At 42.9% G+C, this 23,549-nt stretch carries 24 protein-coding genes; 14 read left to right on the top strand and 10 right to left on the bottom strand.

The features are described 5' to 3' along the window. Together H580_RS0122605 and H580_RS0122595 are read right to left on the bottom strand one after the other, a co-directional pair. A partial coding sequence (locus H580_RS0122605) for an IS3 family transposase (protein ID WP_028596803.1) occupies nt 1-233 on the bottom strand: 233 nt, incomplete at its 3' end. A 190-nt stretch (nt 234-423) separates the two neighbouring features. Further along, nucleotides 424-837 (bottom strand): DUF3997 domain-containing protein, encoded by a 414-nt coding sequence (locus H580_RS0122595; RefSeq protein ID WP_169449392.1) that lies wholly within the window; start codon nt 835-837, stop codon nt 424-426. A gap of 201 nt (nt 838-1,038) precedes the next feature. Between H580_RS0122595 and H580_RS0122590 the strand changes: the two genes are divergently transcribed. The 7 genes from H580_RS0122590 (at nt 1,039) to H580_RS0122560 (ending at nt 5,308) form a co-directional block, all read left to right on the top strand. Then, entirely contained in the window at nt 1,039-1,959 is a 921-nt protein-coding gene (locus tag H580_RS0122590) for a DUF5050 domain-containing protein (RefSeq protein ID WP_157283075.1), read from the top strand. Between the two features lie 55 nt (nt 1,960-2,014). Further along, the gene (locus H580_RS0122585) at nt 2,015-2,542 is read left to right on the top strand and encodes a hypothetical protein (protein WP_084509505.1); all 528 of its coding nucleotides are present in this window, start codon (nt 2,015-2,017) and stop codon (nt 2,540-2,542) included. Between the two features lie 116 nt (nt 2,543-2,658). Further along, entirely contained in the window at nt 2,659-3,219 is a 561-nt protein-coding gene (locus tag H580_RS0122580) for a hypothetical protein (protein WP_028596799.1), read from the top strand. 110 nt (nt 3,220-3,329) lie between these two features. Beyond that, on the top strand, nt 3,330-3,896 hold the full coding sequence (locus H580_RS0122575) for a hypothetical protein (RefSeq protein WP_028596798.1): 567 nt from the start codon (nt 3,330-3,332) through the stop codon (nt 3,894-3,896). A gap of 44 nt (nt 3,897-3,940) precedes the next feature. Continuing rightward, entirely contained in the window at nt 3,941-4,291 is a 351-nt protein-coding gene (locus H580_RS25235; RefSeq protein ID WP_051217662.1) for a hypothetical protein, read from the top strand. Nucleotides 4,292-4,330: 39 nt separating this feature from the next. Then, nucleotides 4,331-4,762, top strand: coding sequence for a hypothetical protein (locus tag H580_RS0122565; protein WP_028596797.1), 432 nt, complete (start codon nt 4,331-4,333; stop codon nt 4,760-4,762). Between the two features lie 51 nt (nt 4,763-4,813). Then, nucleotides 4,814-5,308: a hypothetical protein gene (locus H580_RS0122560; protein WP_157283073.1), complete on the top strand. Its 495-nt coding sequence runs from the start codon at nt 4,814-4,816 to the stop codon at nt 5,306-5,308. Nucleotides 5,309-5,403: 95 nt separating this feature from the next. Here the strand turns inward: H580_RS0122560 and H580_RS0122555 are convergent, their stop codons facing one another. Then, a complete protein-coding gene (locus tag H580_RS0122555) occupies nt 5,404-5,700 on the bottom strand; it encodes a hypothetical protein (protein WP_028596795.1) in 297 nt (98 codons plus the stop codon). 217 nt (nt 5,701-5,917) lie between these two features. After that, the gene (locus H580_RS0122550; RefSeq protein WP_028596794.1) at nt 5,918-6,595 is read right to left on the bottom strand and encodes a DUF6273 domain-containing protein; all 678 of its coding nucleotides are present in this window, start codon (nt 6,593-6,595) and stop codon (nt 5,918-5,920) included. A gap of 234 nt (nt 6,596-6,829) precedes the next feature. On the opposite strand from H580_RS0122550, the gene H580_RS0122545 reads away from it, so the two are divergent. Continuing rightward, entirely contained in the window at nt 6,830-7,723 is an 894-nt protein-coding gene (locus H580_RS0122545) for a multicopper oxidase family protein (protein WP_028596793.1), read from the top strand. 121 nt (nt 7,724-7,844) lie between these two features. Here H580_RS0122545 and H580_RS0122540 read toward each other — a convergent pair whose 3' ends face one another. Next, on the bottom strand, nt 7,845-8,693 hold the full coding sequence (locus H580_RS0122540) for a hypothetical protein (RefSeq protein WP_028596792.1): 849 nt from the start codon (nt 8,691-8,693) through the stop codon (nt 7,845-7,847). A gap of 190 nt (nt 8,694-8,883) precedes the next feature. Between H580_RS0122540 and H580_RS0122535 the strand changes: the two genes are divergently transcribed. Then, nucleotides 8,884-10,236, top strand: a complete 1,353-nt coding sequence (locus H580_RS0122535; RefSeq protein WP_028596791.1) for an SPFH domain-containing protein — start codon at nt 8,884-8,886, stop codon at nt 10,234-10,236. A 197-nt stretch (nt 10,237-10,433) separates the two neighbouring features. On the opposite strand, the gene H580_RS0122530 is transcribed toward H580_RS0122535, so the two are convergent. Further along, the gene (locus H580_RS0122530; protein WP_028596790.1) at nt 10,434-10,910 is read right to left on the bottom strand and encodes a hypothetical protein; all 477 of its coding nucleotides are present in this window, start codon (nt 10,908-10,910) and stop codon (nt 10,434-10,436) included. 239 nt (nt 10,911-11,149) lie between these two features. Here H580_RS0122530 and H580_RS0122525 point away from each other — a divergent pair, with 239 nt between their 5' ends. The 4 genes from H580_RS0122525 (at nt 11,150) to H580_RS0122510 (ending at nt 13,592) form a co-directional block, all read left to right on the top strand. Beyond that, the gene (locus H580_RS0122525; protein ID WP_028596789.1) at nt 11,150-12,196 is read left to right on the top strand and encodes a hypothetical protein; all 1,047 of its coding nucleotides are present in this window, start codon (nt 11,150-11,152) and stop codon (nt 12,194-12,196) included. A 335-nt stretch (nt 12,197-12,531) separates the two neighbouring features. Beyond that, entirely contained in the window at nt 12,532-13,134 is a 603-nt protein-coding gene (locus H580_RS0122520; RefSeq protein ID WP_028596788.1) for a sigma-70 family RNA polymerase sigma factor, read from the top strand. Nucleotide 13,135: 1 nt separating this feature from the next. After that, nucleotides 13,136-13,324 carry a YvrJ family protein gene (locus H580_RS0122515; RefSeq protein WP_028596787.1) on the top strand — a complete coding sequence of 63 codons (189 nt, stop codon included), beginning with the start codon at nt 13,136-13,138 and terminating at the stop codon, nt 13,322-13,324. Continuing rightward, entirely contained in the window at nt 13,302-13,592 is a 291-nt protein-coding gene (locus H580_RS0122510) for a helix-turn-helix domain-containing protein (protein WP_084509502.1), read from the top strand. The genes H580_RS0122515 and H580_RS0122510 overlap by 23 nt, the downstream gene beginning before the upstream one ends. A 350-nt stretch (nt 13,593-13,942) precedes the next feature. Here H580_RS0122510 and H580_RS0122505 read toward each other — a convergent pair whose 3' ends face one another. Further along, the gene (locus H580_RS0122505; protein ID WP_028596785.1) at nt 13,943-14,461 is read right to left on the bottom strand and encodes a DJ-1/PfpI family protein; all 519 of its coding nucleotides are present in this window, start codon (nt 14,459-14,461) and stop codon (nt 13,943-13,945) included. 145 nt (nt 14,462-14,606) lie between these two features. On the opposite strand from H580_RS0122505, the gene H580_RS0122500 reads away from it, so the two are divergent. After that, nucleotides 14,607-14,993, top strand: coding sequence for a winged helix-turn-helix transcriptional regulator (locus tag H580_RS0122500; RefSeq protein WP_028596784.1), 387 nt, complete (start codon nt 14,607-14,609; stop codon nt 14,991-14,993). A gap of 69 nt (nt 14,994-15,062) precedes the next feature. Here H580_RS0122500 and H580_RS0122495 read toward each other — a convergent pair whose 3' ends face one another. The 3 genes from H580_RS0122495 to H580_RS0122485 form a co-directional block, all read right to left on the bottom strand. Next, nucleotides 15,063-20,816: a carboxypeptidase regulatory-like domain-containing protein gene (locus H580_RS0122495; RefSeq protein ID WP_028596783.1), complete on the bottom strand. Its 5,754-nt coding sequence runs from the start codon at nt 20,814-20,816 to the stop codon at nt 15,063-15,065. A gap of 735 nt (nt 20,817-21,551) precedes the next feature. Continuing rightward, nucleotides 21,552-22,547 carry an electron transfer flavoprotein subunit alpha/FixB family protein gene (locus tag H580_RS0122490; protein ID WP_028596782.1) on the bottom strand — a complete coding sequence of 332 codons (996 nt, stop codon included), beginning with the start codon at nt 22,545-22,547 and terminating at the stop codon, nt 21,552-21,554. Between the two features lie 20 nt (nt 22,548-22,567). After that, entirely contained in the window at nt 22,568-23,347 is a 780-nt protein-coding gene (locus tag H580_RS0122485; protein WP_028596781.1) for an electron transfer flavoprotein subunit beta/FixA family protein, read from the bottom strand. Nucleotides 23,348-23,549: the final 202 nt, after the last annotated feature.

Genomic DNA, 23,549 nt, shown 5'->3' with positions numbered 1-23,549 from the left:
ATTTTAAGACGTTCATTTTCTTTACGTAATGCAATAAGTTCATTCTCTTCAGTAGACCGATTGTCTTTCTCTGAGAATGATCCTGACTGCTGGTATTGCTTAATCCAGCGATCTAGTACAGAAGCACTTAGTTCGTACTCATCTGCAATAGCTGCTCTTGCTTTTCCATTTTCGTATAACTGAACCATCTGTCTCTTAAATTCAGCAGTAAATGTACGTCTTTGTCTTGGCATAGTAGATCCGCTCCTTGTTATATTGCTCTTATTCTACTAGCCCTTATTTTTTCTGTCCAACTAAGTGTAGCCGATCCACAATGTGTGACGTAGTTGAAGATATACCTTTTTCAAATAATGCATGTATCCAAATCAGATCAAAGACTAGACAAGCGATTAGTAACGTTCTTTTCATATGCACTCTCCTTAACTAACGTAGTTCATCCAGGTTTCGCAGGATTACATCATTAGGTACTTTTAGTTTCTTTCTTTGTTCAGCATAGCTAGTTTCATGTAAAGGGCCGTATTTCTTTTTATTGTTTAGGTCGAGTATGTAAAAGTTAGTCCTGCTGTCATCCAGAATCATCATATGTTCGTTCGTAGCATTAGGATCTGGCTGTAAACCGACTTGTTTCGCTACAATATAATCCTCATTCCAACCAACCTGTACTACCTTTGTTCCAACGACAGGAGAGCCGAAAATATCATCCGCTTCCTGTGGGGAAATAATAACCCTGTTCGGCTCGGTTCTAAGAACGGAATAACCTCCTGATAGTTTAATCTCAAAATTACTGATTCCCGGGCCAATGCAGCCTTGGAGTATGCTGAAAGTAACGATAAACATCAACAAATATAACCATTTTATTCGCATACATCTTTGTGTTTTTATAACCGCGGTACCTCTATACCATTAATGTTTTATTGATATTCACTTAAAAAAAGTAGCATAAGTTTCGTGTTTCGACGGGAAAAAGATGTAACTAATTACAGATATAGAACGTTTAGGAAGCATGAGGTGTACTTCATTTTAGAAAGGGTGTTTATTTTGATTAAGAAAATACTCATTTCTGCATGGATAATTGTCAGTTTAACAACCGCTATGGCATATGCCTCAGATAACCCTATTAAGCCCCAAGTTGGAAATACGAGCGGAAATCTAAGCAATGATGGAATATATGCAAGCCAAGGTGAGTGGATTTATTATCGCAGCTTTTCCGATGGATTGTACAAAGTTAAAAAAGATGGTACGGATAAAACCAAAATTTCGGATGGATGGCCGTCGTATCTTAATGTCGTGGGTGATTATTTTTACTACTCGGATTATATAGGTCAGGGGTTAAAGTTGGTTAAACAGAAGATGGACGGAACGGATAAGCAAATCCTTGCGCATAGTTCTTATTATATTCATGTCGTTGACGACTACATTTATTATACAGCCGGAAATTCAAGTGATGGGCGCATCTATAAAATGAAAACAGATGGAACGGAAAAAGTGAAATTGAGCAATGACCCCGTAAATCAAATTGTAGTGGTTGATAATTGGATTTACTATACCGTTCACGGCCATAAACTTTTCAAAATGGATATAAACGGGGATTCTAGAACCAAGCTGTTAGCTGGACAATCAATAGGTCAGCTAAACGTTGAAGGTGAATGGCTCTTTTTTAATCTAAATAAGGGTATTTACAAAATGAAAAAGGACGGATCTCAGCTAACAAAACTAAGTGATGATCGTGCGCGGCATATGAATGTTTCTAACGGCTGGATTTATTATAGTCATTTATCGGGTAAGCAAAATCTAGTCCGTATCAAAACGGACGGTACTCAAAGAGAGGTACTTAATCAGATTAAATCACATCATATCAGCGTTATCGACAATTCTGTATTTTTCTATGATAGTTACAAGATCGTGAAATTAGATTTGGATGAAGTAGAAACATCAACTCAAGAAGAGCAGGCGGACTAATTGAATCGCTCTCAAATGGTCACTATGAAAAAAATAATTTTAAGGTGGTCTGTTAATGAATATAGACAAATTATATAGAGCCTATATTGCATTAAAAGTACCAAATCCATTTACTTTAGATGATATTGATAAGAGATTAAAGCAACGCTATAAAGCAAAAGAGGTTGATGTTAATTGTTTTGCTGACCTTGCTAAAGATCCGTGTGCTAATTTTAAGGATGCAGTAAAAGCATATAAGTTTCGTGACAAAACAGTTATTGAGGAAATATTTAAATTTAATGATGAAACCGGTACCTTTCTCGGACGGAACTATTTAAAAAACAATCTGATTATTGAATCAAAAGATGGTATCTATATGTCAGCGGCAACCTGTCAGGGCGGATCAGGATTACTAATGTGTGAGTTGCGAGTGTTTGGTGGTATTGAGAAAGAGCAACAAGTTGTAGGAAATCAAGATTTTGAATACTACTTAAAATGCTTATATTTGGCGGGATATATTCAATTTGAAAATGACTCTTATTATGAAGTTGCGTGCCAACGTATGCGTATGAATCGGGATAAAAGAAAAATAGATATTTTTTAGAAATACCCCCTGCATATCGACTGCTTTATCCAGTGAAGGCCAATCTAATAACCCGCAAGTGATTTCGGGATTTTTTGAAATAACACAAAATTAAAAATAGTTGAGGTAATGACAAAATGAAAAATAAGTTTATTATCATAACAATTATTATTATTTTTGTTATTTCGATATATCAGTTTTTTGGAAAAAACAATCAAAACTATATACAGGTATCGGGAGAGCAAGTCTCAACGATAATAGAAAATGAAAAGATAACCCGCTTAAGTAGCGTTGAAATTTTAAGTGATGATATTCCTATTACTATAATCTCCTATAGAACGAATGATGAAATTGGTGCAATCGAAGCATTGAATAATAATGGGAAGTTAGAATATAGAAAGTCTATTGCTACAGATATAAATAATGAAAAAAAGGTCGAGGTTCTAGGTGTAAACGGTGGATTTCGATATATAATTATAACTTTTTATGATGAAGAGCTTCTCAATAATACAAAAAACATCTCCGTATTATATAACGGTAACCTAACAAATATAAATGATATTAAGGTGGATCGTAAAAGTTACATTATACCATTTGAAGGCAGTCCCATTAGAAAAAGAAATACCGTAAAACTTGAGTTTTGGGATTCGGAAAATAATATTATTTATAATTATCCTGGAAAATCTAAGGGGGACTAGCTTCAAACGCAATGAACCTCAATAGTATATTTGATGTTTGACTCTTCGTAATGTCTGTAAGTGTATATCAATTCTCACCTTAAGTAATGTGCAGGGAGGGGATGGTTGAGATGAAAGTAGTACGCAGTAATCAAGGTAAGATTACTGTGCTTATACTGTTTTGTTTATTAGTAGTCGCCACATTGAAAATAATGAATGCACCTGTATTCACAATAAACGCAACGGGTGAATTATCGGTTTTCTACGATAACATGCAAGAATTATGTAAAGATGCGGATTTAATTGTAGAAGTCGAAATAACGAGTGGAGAATCTTTTAAATCTGACGATGTAGCATTTACTCTATCCACAGCAAACATTAGTAAAGTGTATAAAGGCACTGATCCAAACCTCCCAAATCTCAAAATCTTGGAGACGGGTGGTGTTGTACACAACATACAATATACGTTTGAGGAGAATAAGGTATTGAAAAATAATCAAAGAGCCGTATTGTTCATGAAAAGCTATATTGGGTCAGTAGTAGAGGAAGAAGCGTTTACTATTCTTGGTGGGTATCAAGGTAAATTTGTAATCAATGAACGAGGGAATATCCTTCATTCTAACCGTCATTTATCACAACAACTAAAAGAAATTCAGCATATAAGCCAGCTTCAAAAGCAAATTGAATCCAATCGTTAAAAAAATAATATATCAACAACTGCCATAAGAAGAAGGGGATTGTATTGAAAAGATTGCTTGGTGTATGTGTTATGTTCTTGGTGTCCCTTACAGCATGTACGAATACGAAAGTCACGGAGCATCAAAGTTGGGCCTACTATGTTATAACGTGGAATAATGGCGTATATAAGATAACTGATGAAAAAGTTACTGAAATTGAAGAGGAAATTGGAGCGATTCATATATATTCCACAAATGAAAGTGGAGAAATACCGAATCTATTCTCTAATAAATATAAAGAGGGAACTAAATTATACAAAATCACAAATGTAGATACAAATGAACACATTGCGGTGTTGAATAATGGAATATACTATAAATCAGATAGATTGGTTGGTATGGAAACAACTCCTTGATTGAAAAGTGGCTCAAATCGAACAAAGTAGGGTGAGAAAATGAGTGCTATGAAAATGTTTAAATTGGGATTGGTATTACTATTCGTCATGGCTATAGCAGGATGCGCAGAGAGACCATTGCCGGAACTTAAAGTAACGTCTGAAAGCAATATTCAAATCCCCATAAGCCTAGACTCTTATATGTGGAACCACGAAGTAACTTATGGTGACCCAAGAAGTGCTATGAAAAATGCTAAGGCCTTTGTAGTTCAAAAGGGAGAACGGTTGAAGATAGACTTCAATACTCAGCCCAATGAAGAGACGGTTGGTTCTCATTTATGGATGGAGTCACATGATAGAGGAATAAAACAAGACTTAATAGACAACTCGTATGTAAAGGTAACTAATGAAACGGGAGAGTACATATACTCCATATATGCAACATGGGATGAAGGTACAGTTTCTTATGCGATAAAAGTGAAGGTAGAATAGGAATCTAATCTTTTTAGCATTAAGGCTCGAATTTAGTACTAGGAAGGTGTATTGAAACAGTACAAGAAATTAATCTATATTGTCACTGGAATTTTGATTGTTGGAGTTATAGTAATGACACTTTTGGATGTTAATCAAAACAAGATAGTAAATACGTCATTCAATGAAGTGATTACTGATATTATGCAAGAACGAGAAATTACAAGTATTGTTCTTTCGGAAATAGGTGGAGAGAATTTAGACATGCTTGTAGATGATAAGGAGGAAATAGATAAAATTCTTGGGCTTTATTCTAAAATGAAATTGAGAAAAATCGAAGGTCCTAAATTTAGAGATAAAGTTGTAGTTCAGCTAGATATAAGAACCGAGTCTGAAGTTGACGTGATATTTTCACTGCGCGTAACAGACAACGGTTATGTTGATGTATACGAATATGTAAAAAATGAAGGTCATGCATATCAAATTACGAATGATTTTGATTTTGAATCACTTTATCAATTATTACAACAGCAGGGAGAATTCTTGGCAAAAATAGAGACGCCATAAGGCATCTCTATTTTTATGATCTAATTAACGTTTACCCATTGGCCATGATTCAACTATTGAAGCATGACAAGAAGGAGGGGAAAAAACGTGGCTATCTAGGGCCCTAAAAAAATCCCCCCGAGCACCATATACAATGGGAAAGAAAATGCGAGCAATCCGTTCAATAGCAGCAGCACGAAAGAGGATTTCGTTTTATTCTTCGCCACTAGAAGAGCTTGCAAAGCAGCCATAGCGCCCACAACTCCAACGATGATGGAACCGCCATAAGCGAAGAATTTATAGTCATCCCACTGTAAAGAATGGGTCATCGTTGCTATACCGAGAAGGCTCACACCTATCAGAAAAGCAAGTGCGGCAAACAAGCGATAATTTCTAGTTACTGTTTGGGTCATCGTAGACCTCCTTACTAAATAAAAGTAGACTGTAATGGGCAAGATGGATTCATGATCAATCGGTTAGTTCGTTTAGGTTACATACTATGAGAGTAAAGCTAAGGAGCATAACATGAGTATAGGGGCGTTTTCCGTAAGTTTAGCCGTTAAAGATATTCAGCAATCTAATGTGACGGAGCGTTATCAGGGGAGAGTCCTTGGAACGCTCCGTTTTATATTATGGAAGCTTTATTTTTATAGCAGGGCGCACGCCGTAACAAGCTAAGTTGACGTTCCCATAACTGCGGATGCTGCTGCGGGTCCCGACAAAGTACGCACGCGAAGAGCGATTAGGTTGAGTTCTCAGCCACCACCATGAACAGCCTAATTGTTCGCCATGTTCGCTTATATAGTTATCCCCGACGGTTTTATCGTACACGTACAAGTTACATCCGTCGTTCTTCTTTATTTTGGAAAATACTGTTCCTATTGTACCACGTTTCGCACGTAAAGTATCTTCACTAAGTTTATCAGTCAATTCTTGCGCCTCTGGAACACTGAGTAAAAACACTTTGTCTTCTGTATCTGGGCTATCCTCTCCGTTGTCGGTACAAAGTGTAGTCTTGATGTACTTTTTCTCAGAGTCATCGAATGCAGCGTGATAGAACTCATCGTTTAGCCATTTTCGCACATCGGAGTCGCGCCATGTAATATCTACATTTTCAGCATAATAGCGCTTGGTATCCAAAATATACTCGCTAAGAAGAAATAGCTCTCCCTCTGTGTGCTGCAGCACTCGCCATTGTATTGGCGTTCTGTCTGATTCGTCTGCTGTGTGCGGATAAGTGCCGAACGTAATAATTGCACCGGGCTTCGCGTTCTTAAGTGGTGCAGTAATTAGATGATCCTTTTCCAAAGAGATGACCTCCTTATTGTTTTAATTTAATCGTACAACATGTATGCAAGTGCTAAGATGGCGACCGCCGGAGCTTGGTTCCTCTAACTGTTACATTAGAAAGTTTATCAATGTGCATGAATGTTTTTCTAAAAGGTTTATGTGTAGATAGCTCGTATATGTACAGCGTCAATCATTCTAACTGACTATGTCCCTCTGTATACTGTTAAAAAAGCTGATATGGAGTTGAACCGCATGGTCATTACACCCCATATACCGAACTTGCCTTATGTAGAGAAGAATGGGATCAAGTACTTCACCTTAGTGGCTGAGCCTGTGAAGAGTGAGATTCTTCCGGGAATTTATATGAATGCTTGGGGCTACAATGGAATCTCCCCGGGTCCTACGATTTGTGTGTATCCCGATGATTATGTATGTATTCGCGTATATAATAAGCTGCCCCAGCCTACGAGTGTGCACTGGCACGGGTTAGACGTGCCTAATGTGATGGATGGAGTGCCTGATATTGAGCCGTCTCCACGCATAGAGCCTGGTCAGTATTTTGACTACCACTTCAAGATTACGAATCCTCCTGGGACCCATATGTATCACGCTCATTATAATACGGTCATGCAGGATATGATGGGGCTGGAAGGGGGATTGATTATCCTCGATCCTTGCGAGTCGAAGTATGACGTGCAGCGCGATTATTACTTGATGTTAGGCGCATTTGCATTAAAAAATATGGAGATGGGAGTTCTCCAACCCGGCGTCTACGATATTAATCCATTCGCTCATAATTCGAATTTTTTTACGTTGAACGGAAGGTGTTTTCCATATACGGAAGCGCTGCCCGTTGCAAAAGGGGAACGTGTGCGGATTCGATTCGGCAATATTGGTATGATGAATCATCCGATGCATTTCCATGGGCATCAATTTAGGGAGACGGCTGTGGATGGGAACTCGATTCCACATGCCAATCAGCTTATTAAAAATACGATACTTGTATCTTCAGGTACGACAAGGGATATCGAATTTATCGCCAATAATCCGGGGCGATGGCCGCTGCATTGTCATTTTCCACATCATGTGAGCAATAATATGACTTTGCCGCTTGGAGGGATGACGACGGCAGTTGTGTACGAGTAAGGAGTGTAGGTTATTTTTGGTGGGAGGGAAATATAAAAGAAGCAGGCTCCTTTTTTAAGGTAGCCTGCTCTTTGTCATTGTTACATATGTATGATTCATAAGTATCAACTACAACAGATAGCTACGAGTAAGTAAGCGGTGCATAGCAATATTCGCATGATTTGCTTTCACCCGGCTTAAGGGTAGCTGGTGCGCCACAGCTTGCGCATGCTATCGTTTTTGGTTTATTGCTCTTTCGTGCAGACTTCGGTTTGGTATTGCTCGTTGATTGACCTGAACCGTAGTTTACGTTAATCGAAATATTTCCTTCCGAAATGTTAATGGAGCTGTTTGGCCCTTGCCCAAATGCCTGTTCGAATATTTCTTCAAACGGTTCATGTAGTTCCTCTTCTTCATTTGGTTCAGAGAACGATTCTTGATGTTGATGGTCGTGTTTGTATTCTTGCTTCTGTTCTGGCTCTCGCAATGGAATGACTTGAGAAGCGAGAGAGTCAATCTGTAGATCGGGCAGCATGCCTAAATAACTCATTCTCTCCAATTCATTCGTTACGCGTGGCACGTTCATACTTACGCTCTGTGCTAGGTGTGGGATGGAGGTTATCCCTTGTTCATGAATATATAAATGATATAAATGGTAGCGAGTGCTGAGTTCTTTCTTAATCCGCCTTCCTACTGTAATACAAATAAGACCAGGTAGGAGAAAGGGAATAGTTAGAAAGAATAGCACAAAGAGTCCAGGATATCGGCCATCGGCCGTTTCGGTAAAAAATACTATAGAAAATAAAGCGAAAATAAAGAAAAAGATCCCTGCCACAATATTAAGATCAGATGCTTTCTGATAGGTATAATTCCTGTGCTTAATGGCTCGTAAAGCTAAAAGAAGTAGACCTACTGGGAAAAAGATAATTAAGAAAAAGATAACGATACCATTGCTAATAGATGGTTTACCGCTAGCATATGAGACATTCATAACGAGTTCTCCTTTAATCATGTTTCGTTCTATATTGTTAAATCTTACATCTGTTATCACTATTTTCATTATACTATTTTCTATTTTTTTTGGGGAGTAGGTAATGGGAGTTTTGTCCTATTCCTAATTGAATATTGTTAATCGTTGCTTTAGTATGAAAGTATTACTATATACCGACGGAGGCATATATATGGGGATAATAAAAGCGGCGGTACATGCAGTTAAAGGTGGATTAGCGGATCAGTGGCAGGAAGTCATAGAGCCTCACAATATGGGAAATACGACGGTGATGACAGCTGGTGTAAAAGTAAGGACGAAAGATGCTCGCAATGGAAATAGGAGTGGGACAGACGGAACGGTGTCTAACGGTTCTGTTATACATGTGTATCCGAATCAGATGATGCTGCTAGTCGATGGAGGAAGGGTTATCGATTACTCTGCTGAACCGGGATACTATACGGTGGATCATGCAACGATGCCGTCGTTATTTAATGGTGAGTTTGCAGAAACATTAGCAGAAACGTTTAGTCGGATTAAGTTCGGGGGAGTCCCTTCGCGTGCGCAGAAAGTATATTATATCAATCTGCAAGAGATTCGAGGAATTAAGTTCGGTACTCGTAATCCGATTAATTACTTTGATGAATTCTATAACGCAGAACTGTTCTTGCGTGCCTACGGATCGTATTCGCTTAAAATTGTAGATCCATTTACTTTCTTTGCAGAAGTGATTCCGAGAAATAGTGACCAAGTAGATATTCTTGATATTCATAGGCAGTATTCAGCAGAATTTATGACCGCGCTTCAATCGGCCATTAACCGATTGTCTGCTGAAAACGTTCGTATTTCTCATGTAGCCTCTAAGGGGCTGGAGCTCTCCAAACATATGTCGACTGTATTAGCTGAAGATTGGAACCTTAGACGAGGCATTCAAATCCAATCTGTCGGAATTGAAAGCATCTCTTATAATGAAGAGTCTCAATCACTCATTAACTTGAGGAATAAGGGAGCTATGCTGAAAGATTCGATGATACGAGAAGGCTACGTTCAGGGAGCGGCAGCTCGTGGCTTAGAAGCAGCGGGATCGAATGCGAGCGGAGCGATGAACGGCTTTGTGGGACTCGGCATGGGGATGCAGGGAGTGGGCGAGGTTGCGAGGACATTCTCGGATACGAATCGTGAACAATTTCATGCTGAGACTCAAGGAATTAGAAATGGCAAGGACGTGGCGCATAACGCCTATACTACCTCTAATTCTAACGCTACAGCGAATGTGGAGCCTTGGAACTGTGGATGTGGTCAAGCGAACAGTGGTCGTTTTTGTATGGAATGTGGTCAAGCTAAGCCTGCTGCCATGTCTGCGGAATGGAACTGTAGTTGCGGTCAGGACAATACGGGCAAGTTCTGTACAGAATGTGGATCGAAGCGTCCAGAAAGTCCGGTTACTATCAAATGCGATAAGTGTGGCTTTATGCCTCCGAACGGAGCGAGCTTAAAGTTTTGTCAGGAATGTGGAGATCCTTTTAATGAAGAGGATCAGTTGTAGCATATAAGTGATGCGCAAGGGCTGGAGCAGCAGCTTTTGCGCATTTTTTTGTTTCTATTTACCAGACACTCCACGTAACACGGGTGAGAGTTCTAGTCCATGACTCTTAGCGATGACTTCTTCAATGAAACAGTGTAAGAAAAGACAACCAATCGCAACATTGTGTGTCTGGTTGTCTTTATTGTATAATCCCTGATCTATCCTACATTACTAATGAGTATAAGCAGCAAAATTACAAGGACTGAAAGGTATAGAAACGGTTTCTTGTTCTTTTTTTGTCGAGCGATCCAGATGCCATAAGAAAATATAAGTGCAGTGCTAGAATAAGCTAACAAAAAATGCAATCCTTCAGGGGAAAAGATAAAACTAAAGTTGTTAATAGAAAAATAGCCCATTGTAAATGGCACTATTGATACAGGGATGATCCCGATGAATAGAAAGGTCACTGTTTGTGACCAGAAATTATATTTCCTCAATAAGTGAAGGACCACTACAGCTGTAGCATAAAGGAATACTCCGACTGTAAAAAAGGCAGGTGCAGTCCAAGTTATTATTTTCCCGAAGCCTTCAGTAATTTTGCCATCGTACATCAATAGATATGATATATAAACAAATATTCCTGTTAAATAGCTAGTTATAGCTACCCAAACATAAAACATGTCCGAACGTTTCATATAACAGATCTCCTGTGATTGAGTAGTTACTTTAAGTAAATTGCTATTTTTTAATATGAGCAATTATTCACTTACTTAATCGACTATACGCTGATTTGATATATAAGTTTTGAATTTCGTTTCACAAATAGGTACGGAACCTATTATTTAATAATTGATTAGGGTTGTTTATTCAGTCTGCTAGATCACTTATATAGTAAGCACCGAAAGTACGGTGCAACGATAGGGAGGGATCTTGTATGGCAATTCTACTTAATGACGCAACCAAAACACCGAGAACACCGAGTTGGGCGCCAAAGGGCAATAGTACGGTATTTAAAGGTGGCGGTTATGTATTTTATTCGGATAACCCCGAAGCGGTAGATTCGACTGACTTGGCTGACGCGGGAAAATGGTTAAACCGTGACACGGTCACAGGAGCGGGACTCGTGTATGTATGGCATCATAACAAGACAGGCATTGCCATTAAGCATGCCTTGTCTATATACAACCCGAACAACTTTGCGATAAAAGTAACTTCCAGCAATAATGGCAGATCGAATCATGCGGGTAATCCGGATTCAAGTGCTTGGAAAGATTATTTCTCGGGCGCAGGTGCGACCTCTATTGTCATCAACCCTCTATCTTGGGGGACGATGTTCCAAGCGACGATTGCGGCTGGCAATAACTTCGGAATTGTGGCTCGTACAAATGTAACAAATAACAGCACTGGGGCAGCCGCATCAGCCGTATTTTATGACTTGGCTTGGAATACAAACTCCTCAAGTGCGACTGCGTTTGCGAAAAATAAAGGTACTGAAATGAGACGAGGTCAAGGTCGCACGTATTACAATACGATTAATTTTGATACTCTTGCACCGACTACTACGAATGGCGTGGCTTACCGAATTTGTGGATCGACCGCTTATCCAGGTGTTTTCGGTACGGATGATATTCCATTGATCACCGACCCAGCGCCAACGATTCCGGGACAGAATCAAAATGTAACAGGTCTGCTGGATGGCGGCTACGGACAGCAAATGTCCGTTACGATGAAAATTCAAAATACGACTGCAACAGCTCGGAAGTTTAGAGTGTTTATGGGTCGGACGACTGGATTCTACTCCTTCCCATTTGTGAATATGGCGGGTACTTCGGTCTATCACAATTGGGTTGGCGGCGGCAGCTATGTAGATATGATTGAGACGGCCAGTCTCGCGCCTGGCGCTACTGAAACAATCTCGTTCTTCTTGGTCATACCAGCCATTTCGACGACTCCGTTCGTAGTGGGCGCTCGGACGATTTGATAGCTGGATATAGTTAGGGCGAGTGTGGCATAGAGGGCGAAAGCCCTCTATTTGCTCAAAAGAGCTACGTACTTTTTGGAGAAAAATAAAGAAGGACAATGGAAAGTAACAGACATCGATTAATGTATATTTTCGCTTGCTATTATAGAAAGAAGAACGAAGAAAATGGTGCGGTTTAGGAGATTTTATGGTATACTAATAAAGTAAGTCATGAAGGAGTTGATCCGGTTGGGTCCTTTTTTTTGCTTATAAAACAGAACAAATGTTCTTATTTAGGTTGTTTTTATCGTCATGCTGCTCACTTTATTAGGAAAGAAAATGAAGGAGGTATGTGGATGCTAAATGATGACCAGCGGAACCGATTTCTCACATTTACTAGAAAGAATCAAGTCCTTTTTGATGACCGCGTTATGCAAGAGTTTTTCTCTCATGAACCTAATATTGAGCTGTTATTACTTACACTGGAAGGAGATTGTGTTAGCAAGCAGCAGTTGGAGAACAATTTCCGCAAACACTTCTTCCGCATTCGTTTCGTTAAATATTTGGTTTCCACGATTAAGTTCTGTGCGATTGATCAGTTCCGAGCCAACCAACGAAATGATACGCGCCATCCGCTTATTTTTGACCAACCTACAAGGGAAGACCAATCCACTGCTACGCTAGGCGAATTGCTCTCTGCACAAGTTGAACCAGCCACGAACTCACTGATCTCAGACCCGCAGCAATTTATAGAAAATATCTCAAATGAGACACTAGAATGCGCTTATTCCCAACTCACTCCACACCAGAAGGTAGTCATTACACTAGGTTACGGTATGTCCTATCGAGACAACGAGATCGCTAAGCTGCTGGGCGTTTCTCCACAAGCCGTCGGTAAATCTCGCAATTCTGCCCTCAAGAAAATGCGAGCATCGATATTAAATAAGGAGGTGATATAAGATGGATAATCAATCCTTTTTTCCTTCCGATCTGCTATCCGCTATAAGTCAAGTTGGATTTCCTATCGTGTTGACGGGATATTTGCTGCTGCGCTTTGAGAAGAAACTAGATATTCTCACAGAAACGATTAAGGATTTATCAGACGTTGTCTCTGCCCAAAAGGAGGATGATGCAAAACGTGGACGATGAATTGTTCGATTTAGTAGAACTTGCACATCGCGGTGATAAAGATGCATTGATGTCTATTATTCATCTTTTCACACCTGTCATTCATTCTGTCCGCTGTAAGACCAAGTACGATAGGCAGGATGATCTGGCTCAGAGTATTATTGAGATCGTCATCAAGAAAATTATGTCTTACGATCTGACAAACACGTTGGATTTCACATCATTTTGCAAATTACGAACGCACACATCGCGCATACAAATAAAAAGTTGTAAGGCTCAGGATGGTTGATTAGCCGTCCTGCTTGTTGGAAGTGGAGATAGAAACGAGGGTGATTCGAATGAAGCATGTATAGAAGCCTTAGGGGGCCCCGAGGCTTCTTTATTGTGCTTCCGATTGGGGGTCATTTCGCGTAGGATACAGATCATATGATATTTCATCGATGTAGGGATGAACGATTAATTGGGTGCCGTCTTGTTTTTGATACACATAGACGACCCCGATACTTTGTTCTTCGATAATTTCCAACCGGGAGCATGTTTTATGCTGTGAAAGGAAGAGGGATGCCCTTAAGACCATTTTAATGACTTATAGGACATCCTCTTATTCATCTTATTTTCGCAGCAAAGTTTAAAAAATAGTTAGCGCAGCGCCTCAACCATGCTGTGGCCAAATGCTTTTGCACCGTCTGGACCATCGCTCGTAATAATATCGTTGTGCGCAACGACATGCTCGGATACATATTCGACATTGTTATTTTTCAATGCGTTAGTCATTACATCGACGGGATAACAAGTAGCTGTTCGTCCAGCAAGCAAGCCTGTTTCCGCGACAGAGACAGAACCAGCGCAAATACCTGCTACAAGTATTTGCTGCTCATGGGCTTGTTTTAAATAAGAAATGAGCGCTTCATTGCCCCAAAGATGATCGATCGTACCAGAACCGCCGATGACCGCCACAGCGTCATATTGGTTAACGTCCGTATTGGAGAAGACCACTTCTGAGTTGGCTTTTCCTTTATGGTCGCCTGTAATTTCACCAACTACTGTGCTTGCGATCGTGACTTCTACGCCTGCTTGCTCCAATATTTCCTTTGGGTGAAAACATTCATCTTCATTAAAACGCTCGGGTGGTATAATAAACAATACTTTTTTATTCATGTGTAATTCCTCCTAGGTGTGAATGAATGGTTGTAAGATTACTTACACTGTAACGTCGATTTCCTAAACTGTGAAGAATGCACTATTTTGTGCGGAAGTTACCTGAAGGTTACTTTTGCGTAGGACAAGGAGTTAACGAGTGTCGATGTCAGATACATTACGAGAAGATATTAAACAGAAAATAGTAAACGGAGATTTTAACTGTGAAAAAGAATTAACGTTATCCATTTTGAGCGGCAAATGGAAGGTCGTTATTTTGTGGCATTTGGGTGTAGAGGGAGCTCATCGCTTTAGTGACTTGCAGAAGCTATTCCCGAAAATATCACATAAAATATTAACGAATCAGCTGCGTGAGCTGATTGAAGATGGGATCGTTCATCGTGAGGTGTACCCTGAATCTCCGCCGAAAGTCGAGTATTCGATGACAAAGCTTGGCATGACCATTTTGCCTATCGTTGAAATGATGTATGACTGGGGCAAGAAGCGGATGAGCGAGATTAAGCGAGAAATCGGTAGTCCTGAAAGCGAATAGGCCACATAAAAAAGATAGAACATGTCTCGCACTACCGAAGTGGAGCAGGACATGTTCTTTGTGTTTTGTTTATTCTTCTTCCTCATCAAATAAAATGACATCCAGCGTTGTGGTTGAGAGGGCAGTTATGGTGAAAGGGAGGAGTCTTGTTCGTTTGTCGGGGTACGAGAATTGAGCGGTGTATGTCCCTGGATCGAGACCAAATACCCCGTACTGGCCTTGTTCGTTCGTAATAACGGTACGAAGCGGGAGTCGGTCTGCCGTGAAAATGACAACGAGTGCGCGGAATAACGGGCGGAATTGTTCATCACGAACAATCCCAACTAGGTTGCCTGGCAGAGAACTAAGGGAAAAGTCTGTATTGAGAAGTTGACCTGCTAGTAGAACAACTCGTTGCACTTGAGAACCGAATCCAGGTGCGGTTACGGTAATGAAGTATGTTCCCGGCCGTAAGCTGCCGATTCGGAATCGACCTTCGCCGTCAGTTAATCCGATAGCTGTCACCATATGGTTCTCGTTCAGTATTTGGATAATAGCGCCTACGATTGGATTATTCGCTTCTCGATCGACGACTCGCCCTGTTACGATAGCTGGATTTGGTAGAAGTGTGAAGTTAAGGGTTAGCTGCTGATTGGGACTCAAGTCAACAGACTGCTCTTCAAATTGTAGGTTGGGCAGCTGCGCATATATAGTTACCTCTCCAGGTACAGCATTATTGACGAGGTAGGTAGCGCCGGGGAGCGTTTGAACCTCACGAACGACCGTATTGTTAGCATCTATCACCCGTACGATTCCGTTCTGATTCTCATCTACGACATTAGGTGGAGTTGGTGGGACAGGCACGGTAGGCCGCACTGTTCCTTGAATGATAGGCGGGTTCGCTTGAAGGACAACATCGAGCTGAACGCGTTCGCCAATGCCTATGAGGACGGATGTTGTATAGGCCGAGAAGTTAGGGGCAGTAAAGGACAGTGTGTAATTTCCAGCAGGAAGATTGGTAAGGCGGTACGTTCCGTCTGGTCCTGTTGTAACTGTTGCCACAGGGTCACCGAACACGTTGAAGATACGGAGTGATACGATCGTTCCCGGCACAGGAAGGGCTAATGGACTGCGTACCGTTCCTGCAATTTCCCCCGGCAAGGCTGTTAGGGCGAAGCTGAGTCTCGTATTCGTGCCAGATGCTACGGTAAAGCTGCCAGACTGTGAGGCGTAGCCTTGTTGAGACGCAACTGCTTTGTACGTTCCTGGTGATAATCCTTCTGCTAAATACTGTCCAATGGAGTCTGTTAAATGTGTGGATAGAAGTGTGTTGCGCGAATCGAAAATTTGGATAGCGGCTCCCTCTAAAGTGTCGCCAGTCGCTAGATCCGTTACAATGCCAAATACCCCGCCTGCATTTTGCTGCAAAATAAAATTCACCGTTTGTGACTCTCCGGCTGGAAGCTGGATTGCTTGAGATTTCTCGCCATAGCCGATATGTTCACAGGTGACTGCTCCTGTACCGGGTTGCAAGTTCGGAAATTGATAGGTGCCCTCCTGTCCCGTTAATACAGAGGTAACAATCTCTCCCGTTTCCATTTTAAAGGCGACGGTAGTGCCACTTAGTGGTTGATTAGTCGTAGCATCGAATACATTTCCGCTTACAGTAGATACAAGAGTACTCAGTGTAATGGTAAGGGGGAGAGTTTGCCCTGAGATCACCTGAAGGGGAACGACCGTAGCGGCAAAGCCTGGTGCATTTACGCTCACTTGATAATTTCCAGTAGGTAGATCCTGTACCGTGAATGTTCCGTTGCTATTCGCGACAATAGTCTCGAACAAGGCACCCTTCTCGTCATAGATTCGAATATTGATACTGTTTCCGGTAACAGGAGTACCAGAGGTTGTTAAGACATTTCCATCTATACGTGCAAAGGAAGGGTCTAACAAGATGTTAGCTGTCGTATTGACCCCACTTTGAATAATCTCACCAAGCTCCTGCGTTGAGTAACCATTAGCACGTATGATAAGAGAATAAGAACCAGCCGGCAGATCAACAAAGGTAAAGTTGCCGAAAATACTCGTAACAGTCGCTTCTAGCAGGACGCCTTGGGCATCCGGCGTACGGATACTAATACTCGCACCGCTGATAATTTCGCCTGTTACACGGTCTCGCACATTGCCGCTAATGGAACCGGGATTAGGAGTGAGGACAAAGTTCACATTAGTGAGTGAAGCGCCTGGTGTGAGAGCAACCCCATCTACAAGTGTTGAAAAGTTAGGAGCCGATATGACGACGGAGTGATTGCCTGGAGGGAGATTGGTAATCACATAGTTTCCAGAAATATTAGGAAGTCCGAGTGCAAGTATATTTTCATTGCTATCGAGCGCGCGCAGTTGGGCATTTATAATTGGTGTTCCGTCTGTACTTGTAATTGTACCGCTGAACTGAGCAGGATTAGGCAGCAGCGTAATATTCAATTCAGTGGTTGCATTGGATGTAACAAATGCTCCAGCAGTAGATACAGCATAATCAGGTGCGGAAGCAGCGATCTCATAATTACCAGATGCCAGATTGCTGAATGCATAGCGTCCAATTTCATCCGTTGCTACGACAGCGATAAAGATATGGTTGCTATTGTACAGTTTCACAATTGTATTCGGAACATTGGGAGTAATGAATCCGGTAATGGTTCCTGGTTGAGGGAGCAAACCAATGGCTGTTGGTGTTGTAAGCCCTGGTTGAACGACAACTCCTACTGTATTTGTCTGATAGTTATCTGTACTTGCAGTAACGGTATATTGATCGGGTGTAAGACTGGAGAAAGTGAACTGTCCGTTGCTATCCGTAACGGTGACAGATAGCCGGAAGCCGTTCGCATTGACGACTTTTACAAGCGCACCGGCTAAGGGCGAATTCGTCTGATTATCGAACACGCTGCCTGTTACACTGCCTGGATCCGGATTAAGTCCGATCGTAATCGGTGTCGTTGCATTGGGGAGTACTACAACATTAGCACCGTCGATTTGGAAGCCGTCTGCTGTCACCGCGATCGTATACGTGGCAGGTAAGAGGCCTGGACTAAGGAAGTTGCCATTGGCATCCGTATATAGGGTGGATACAACCGTTCCATTTTGATCGGACAGACGTATTTCCACCGCAGCACCGCTAATAGGTAGCTGGTTCTGAATGGAAATAATCTGACCTGAGATAAATCCAGGCTGTGATTGCAGCGTGATGGAGCATTCTGTGTTCGTATCGGCTATTACGGTAACGCTGCAAAGGCCATTTTGATATCCGTCAGCGGTTACCGCTATGACATATGTGCCTGGAGATAAAGACGGAACCGAATAGCTGCCGTTGATGTTGCTAATTACCCGAGTAATAACGGGGCCGCCTCCTGTGTTGCTGCGGACGGTAATTACTGCACTTGGGATTGGATTTCCAAATGAGTCTGTGATTATACCACTTACGGAGCCGACTAATGGCTGCAATGCGGCACTTGCTGTCGCAATTTGGTGAGGGAGGACGATGGCGCCTAAGGTTGCTGTTCCATATCCTGTGGTGCTGAATGCTGTTTGATAATTGCCTGGTCCCACATTGCTAATAAAGTATGCCCCGCTGCTATCGGTCGTCGTGGAAAATACAAGCAGGTCATTGAGCAAAATTCGCACAGATGCATCTGGCAATGGTTGTGTTGAGATCGCATCGGTGATAACACCTTGGATGGAGCCTGCCAGTGGGCTCAATATGGCGCTGACAGGGGTAGACAGCCCCGACTGGACGATGGCGCCTATCGTTTGACTGGCATAGCCTTGACCACTAAACGATACGGAATAGGTTCCTGGTGGCAGGATGAAGTCTATTGCGAAGTTTCCAGATGCATCTGTATTGGCAGTTGCTAGCGTAAGTCCTAGGCTATTCACGATGCGAATGCTGATACCAGCTAATGCTTCCCCTAAGCTATCTGTTACGGTCCCAGTCAGTGCACCTGGATTAGCTTGTAATTGAGTATTCAGCTGCATATCTGAACCTGGGCTGACGGTTACGCCTAACAATTGCACACCATAATTCGTTGCAGTAAATCGAACTCTATCATTGCCAGCAGCCAAGCCAGCAACCGCGTATGCGCCATTCGCATCCGTAACCGTTGTCGCGAAAACGAGTCGATTCGCTCCGAGTATTTCTACTAACGTTCCGGGAATAGGCAGTCCCGTATCGGCATCTGTGACGAGACCGGATAAGCTGCCTGGATTCGGCTGTAGGATAAAGTTAACGGTATCTGTCTGTCCTCGTCCTAGATTTTCGGAGACAACTTTGCTTTGATAGCTGTTAAGAGAAGCAGACAATGTATAAAAGTCAGGCAGCAGGTTAGAGAGCATATATTGTCCATTTGCATCTGTTGTGGCAGTTGCGACCGTGTGAGCGAGGGCGTCCTTCAACAGGAGAGTAGCCCCAGCTAAAGGAACATTATTGCTGTCGGTGACCGTTCCTTGCACAGCAGCGGGAAGTGGCTGTAGAAATACGGTGGTTACTGTTCCTTGACCAGCTGTAATGGTCACACTCGTATCCGTTATGGAGTAGCCTGCGCCTGAGGCATCAGCCCTTAATGTGTACGTTCCCGGAGGCAATTCGGAGAAGCCGTAGGCACCCCCTATGTCTGATGTGGTCGTACGAATCACATTGAGCGCCGCATCTAGTAAGTTTATTGCAACACCTTGAATGGGCAAGCCAGTTGAGCGATCCAGTACAGTCCCAGAAGCAGAGCCCGTTGTTGGTGAAATGACTGCGTTGATGGTTACTGCCGTACTTCCACTGTTTATAGGTGTGCCGCTGAACGAATCGACACCAGTTGTTGTTGCTCGATTAAGTGTTCTTACCCCACCGTTTACCGTCGTGAACTGACCGCTAATTTGGATAGGCAGCGTGACGGACGCTCCTGCGGCCAAGTTGCCAATAATCCAAGTAATTGTTTTATTGAGTGCATTATAGGTGGCCATTGTGTTACCGGGAGCAACAAATGTCACGCTAACTGCCTGCTCCAGTTCAATGTTACTGGAGGCAAACACTAGATTAGCTGTACTTTTACCCGTGTTCGTTACGGTAAGCGATTCCTGCCATGTGGAAACAGTGCCAACGGCAACCGAAGTTGGGCCTGATGTAAGAGTTTTGGAAATCGATAAGGAAGCTCGGACGTCTGTTGAGGAGGCAGGAGTAGGGTTGCTGAATGCCTGACTGAACGTGAAGCCCTGTGCTTCAAGCGTATCTTTGTTGAAGTTGTTGTTGTTCGTTGCTGTGAAGAAGAGCAGGCGTATAGGGGTAGTAGCGGTTATGCCGAGTGTGTTGAAGAAAAGGGTGGCAGGTACGAAATAATCGAGGAAATAATCAGGGTTGCCGCTAAAGTTAGAGCCATCCCCAGTTAGCCGTGCACGAACGATATCGTAGTTGATAATGGGCAGGCTCACATTTGGAGAACCTCTTCCATCTGTTCCTTCGGCAGGGTCGTTCCACGAATTGTTCGCCTTGATCGTGTTCTGGACGAGATCAAGTGTCGTTCGCAGGCCGTTGACCGCGATGAGCCATTCATACGTAGCTGGATTATTATCCGTATCGAACAAAAATCCCCATGCGAAGTTACTAAAGCCCGTCTTTTGTCGCGGATCCCCGTTCAGTCGCATTCGGAAGTATATATTTGTGCCGTCATAGGCCATATATACAGCCGGAAAGGCATCACTTCCTACGATATCGGTATCAATGGGATTTATATCGCCCGCAGGATCGATGAGCGGTGTTGTTCCTCGCAGCAGAGGGCTGAATTGGGAGTCACTTGGAAATGTAACCAACAGCGTTCATCCTTTCTCCTTGAGATATACCTCTATGCCTTGTCAATCGGGCATCTGAACTAAGCATGTCTGCCTAGCTGTACAACTATCCCTATAGCATATGGCTAGAAGTATCGAAGGAAAGTGGCAGTTGACCGAATGCTAACACACATTTTGTATCTCTACTTTTTTCTATATTCCTCAAACGATTATGTAAGTAAATAGACGATAATAAAAAAGGTCATACACAGCTTCTTGCTTTTCCTTTTATGTGGGGTCCAATATCGGCAGGAGAGACTAGGGCAACTAGAATAAGCTAGCAAAAATAAAATCCCTACTTGAGAGAATACAAATCATATCGTAGTGGTAGCTATGAAATGCCTCTTGAATGAGAACATGAAGAACAGGAAGAACATGAAGAAAAGCCTAACCTGACTTGCTGCCTGGCTAGGCTTTTTGTGTACTTTCTTTGTGCATTTTTCAATAGGAAGCTGCTAACGAACGCTATTGGCGTTATTTTCGCGGAATTAGCCCTATTTGAATGCTAACGATCGTTATGGCGCTTATTGCGACGATATTGATGAAGAATAGTGCTATATCTGACAAATAGGCTCGCTGGCAACCTTTAGATTTGAAAATAAGCAAATTTGCACCGAATAGCCTCAATGGCAATCGTTGGCGTCATGCGGTTGAGCACACGATAGAGCTGCTGCCCCCTGAACACTTCACATATGGTTAACGAATAGAAACATATGGCTAATCAACAGGGCCGATTTTCAGCAGCTGCTTGAATTGAGCTGTTAGTATTGGCACGACTTCGAATAGGTCACCAACTATGCCGTAGTCGGCAATCTGGAAGATGGGAGCATCAGGGTCTTTGTTAATAGCTATAATTACCCTTGATTGGCTCATCCCTGCGACATGCTGTATCGCGCCGCTAATGCCGCAGGCGATATAAAGCTCTGGGGTGACGACTTTACCCGTCTGCCCGATTTGCAGTGCATAGTCGCAGTAGCCCGCATCGCAGGCACCGCGAGATGCGCCAACTGCGCCATTCAGTACTTCGGCCAGCTCTTCGAGCGGCTTGAAGCCTGCTGCACTTTTGACGCCGCGTCCACCGGAGATGACGATCTTCGCTTCGCTTAGATCGACACGCCCTGCTGCTTGAGTGACGACATCCCGGATGACGGTGCGAAGTGTCGGTGCCGGGTAGGCTATGTTCTCTACAGGCGCGGTGCGACCTGCTTCATAAGTAGGGAGCGGGAAATTGTTTGGTCGGATGGTGACGACGGACGAAGAAGAGAAGAATGTCCGCTGCTCGAATGCTTTGCCGGCGTAAATAGGGCGCGTGTATAACAGGCTGCCACTTGCAGCATCGATATCTATGGCGATGATGTCGGAGATTTGCCCTGCTTGCAGGGAAGCAGCGGATAGCGGAGCAAGGTCTTTACCGATGGAGGTGTGGCCGAGAAAGATGGCCTTCGGCTGGGCAGCTTGGATGACCGCTTGCAGCGAAGCATCATAAGCTTCGGCGTTATAGTGTGTAAGGTCGTCATGTTCGACGACATAGACATGATCTGCTCCATACGCAGCGAGATCATTCGCGAAGCGGGATACATTACTTCCAATAAGCACAGATGCAACTGTTGAGCCTGCTTCTGAAGCTTGCCTTGCGGCAGCTATCAGCTCAAATGACACTTGCCGCAAGGAGCCTCCTTTTACTTCAGCTATCGCCAGATATATCGTAGTCATGTCTCCATGCCTCCTTATCATTAAGTGAACAGCTTGGCTTCTGTCTGCAACAGCTCAATAAGCTGCTGGGTCTGCTCTGATGGAGTGCCTGATAACCGCTTGCCAGCTTGGCGAGGCGGAGGGCTGAACACTGCAACGCGAGCAGTTAGCGGCTCTTGGCTAGCCGAAACGATGCTAGGTGAGTCGAAGTCAGCAAGCGATAGCTGCTGGAAAGGTTTGCGTTTGGCTTTCATAATGCCTTGCAGTGATGGATAACGCGGCTCATTCAGTCCTTGTTGAGCGGTAAACAAAGCAGGTAAGGCTACTGTAAGGCGCTCGGTATCCCCTTCGGCATCACGTTCTACTTCTGCTTGCCTATCTTGAATGACGAGCTTCGTAATCGACCCGACATGAGGGATACCAAGAAGTTTCGCGAGCCGGATGGCGACCTGCCCACTTCCGTTGTCGACCGAAAAATTACCGCCGAGAATGAGATCATACGCTTGTTGGCCCACATGGGCATACAGTATTTGCGCAACTGTATGCTCATCAAGAGCAGCGCCTCCATCGTCAATGAGTACGGCATCGTCTGCGCCCATCGCTAACGCGGTGCGAAGCGCTTCAGCGGCTCGTTCTGGGCCGATTGCGATAACCGTCACTCTACCCCCATGCTCATCACGAAGCTGGATCGCTTGTTCTACTGCGTATTCATCATAGGGATTCAGTACGAATTTAACCCCATCCTCGGAGATCGTTCCTTGCTCGATGACAATCTTTTCTTCGGTATCGAATGTTTGCTTTGCCAACACGATAATGTTCATCGCAGCTACCACTCCTTTCAAGTATTTCATTCGTTAACTGTATTAAGGAATTCCGCTAACAAACGTTTTAGTAGATATATATGGCTTTACCCCTGATCCTATTTCTGTTCGGTTGAACGACGTGCTTTCTTTGACATCACATCGGGGAGAAAAGTTAATACATGTTTCGCGTAAGAACGCATACTGTCCATAGTAAAAGGAT

Origin of the sequence: Paenibacillus assamensis DSM 18201, assembly GCF_000422445.1 — a bacterium.
Taxonomy (GTDB): domain Bacteria; phylum Bacillota; class Bacilli; order Paenibacillales; family Paenibacillaceae; genus Paenibacillus_B; species Paenibacillus_B assamensis.
This window is presented reverse-complemented; position numbering and strand designations above follow the sequence as displayed.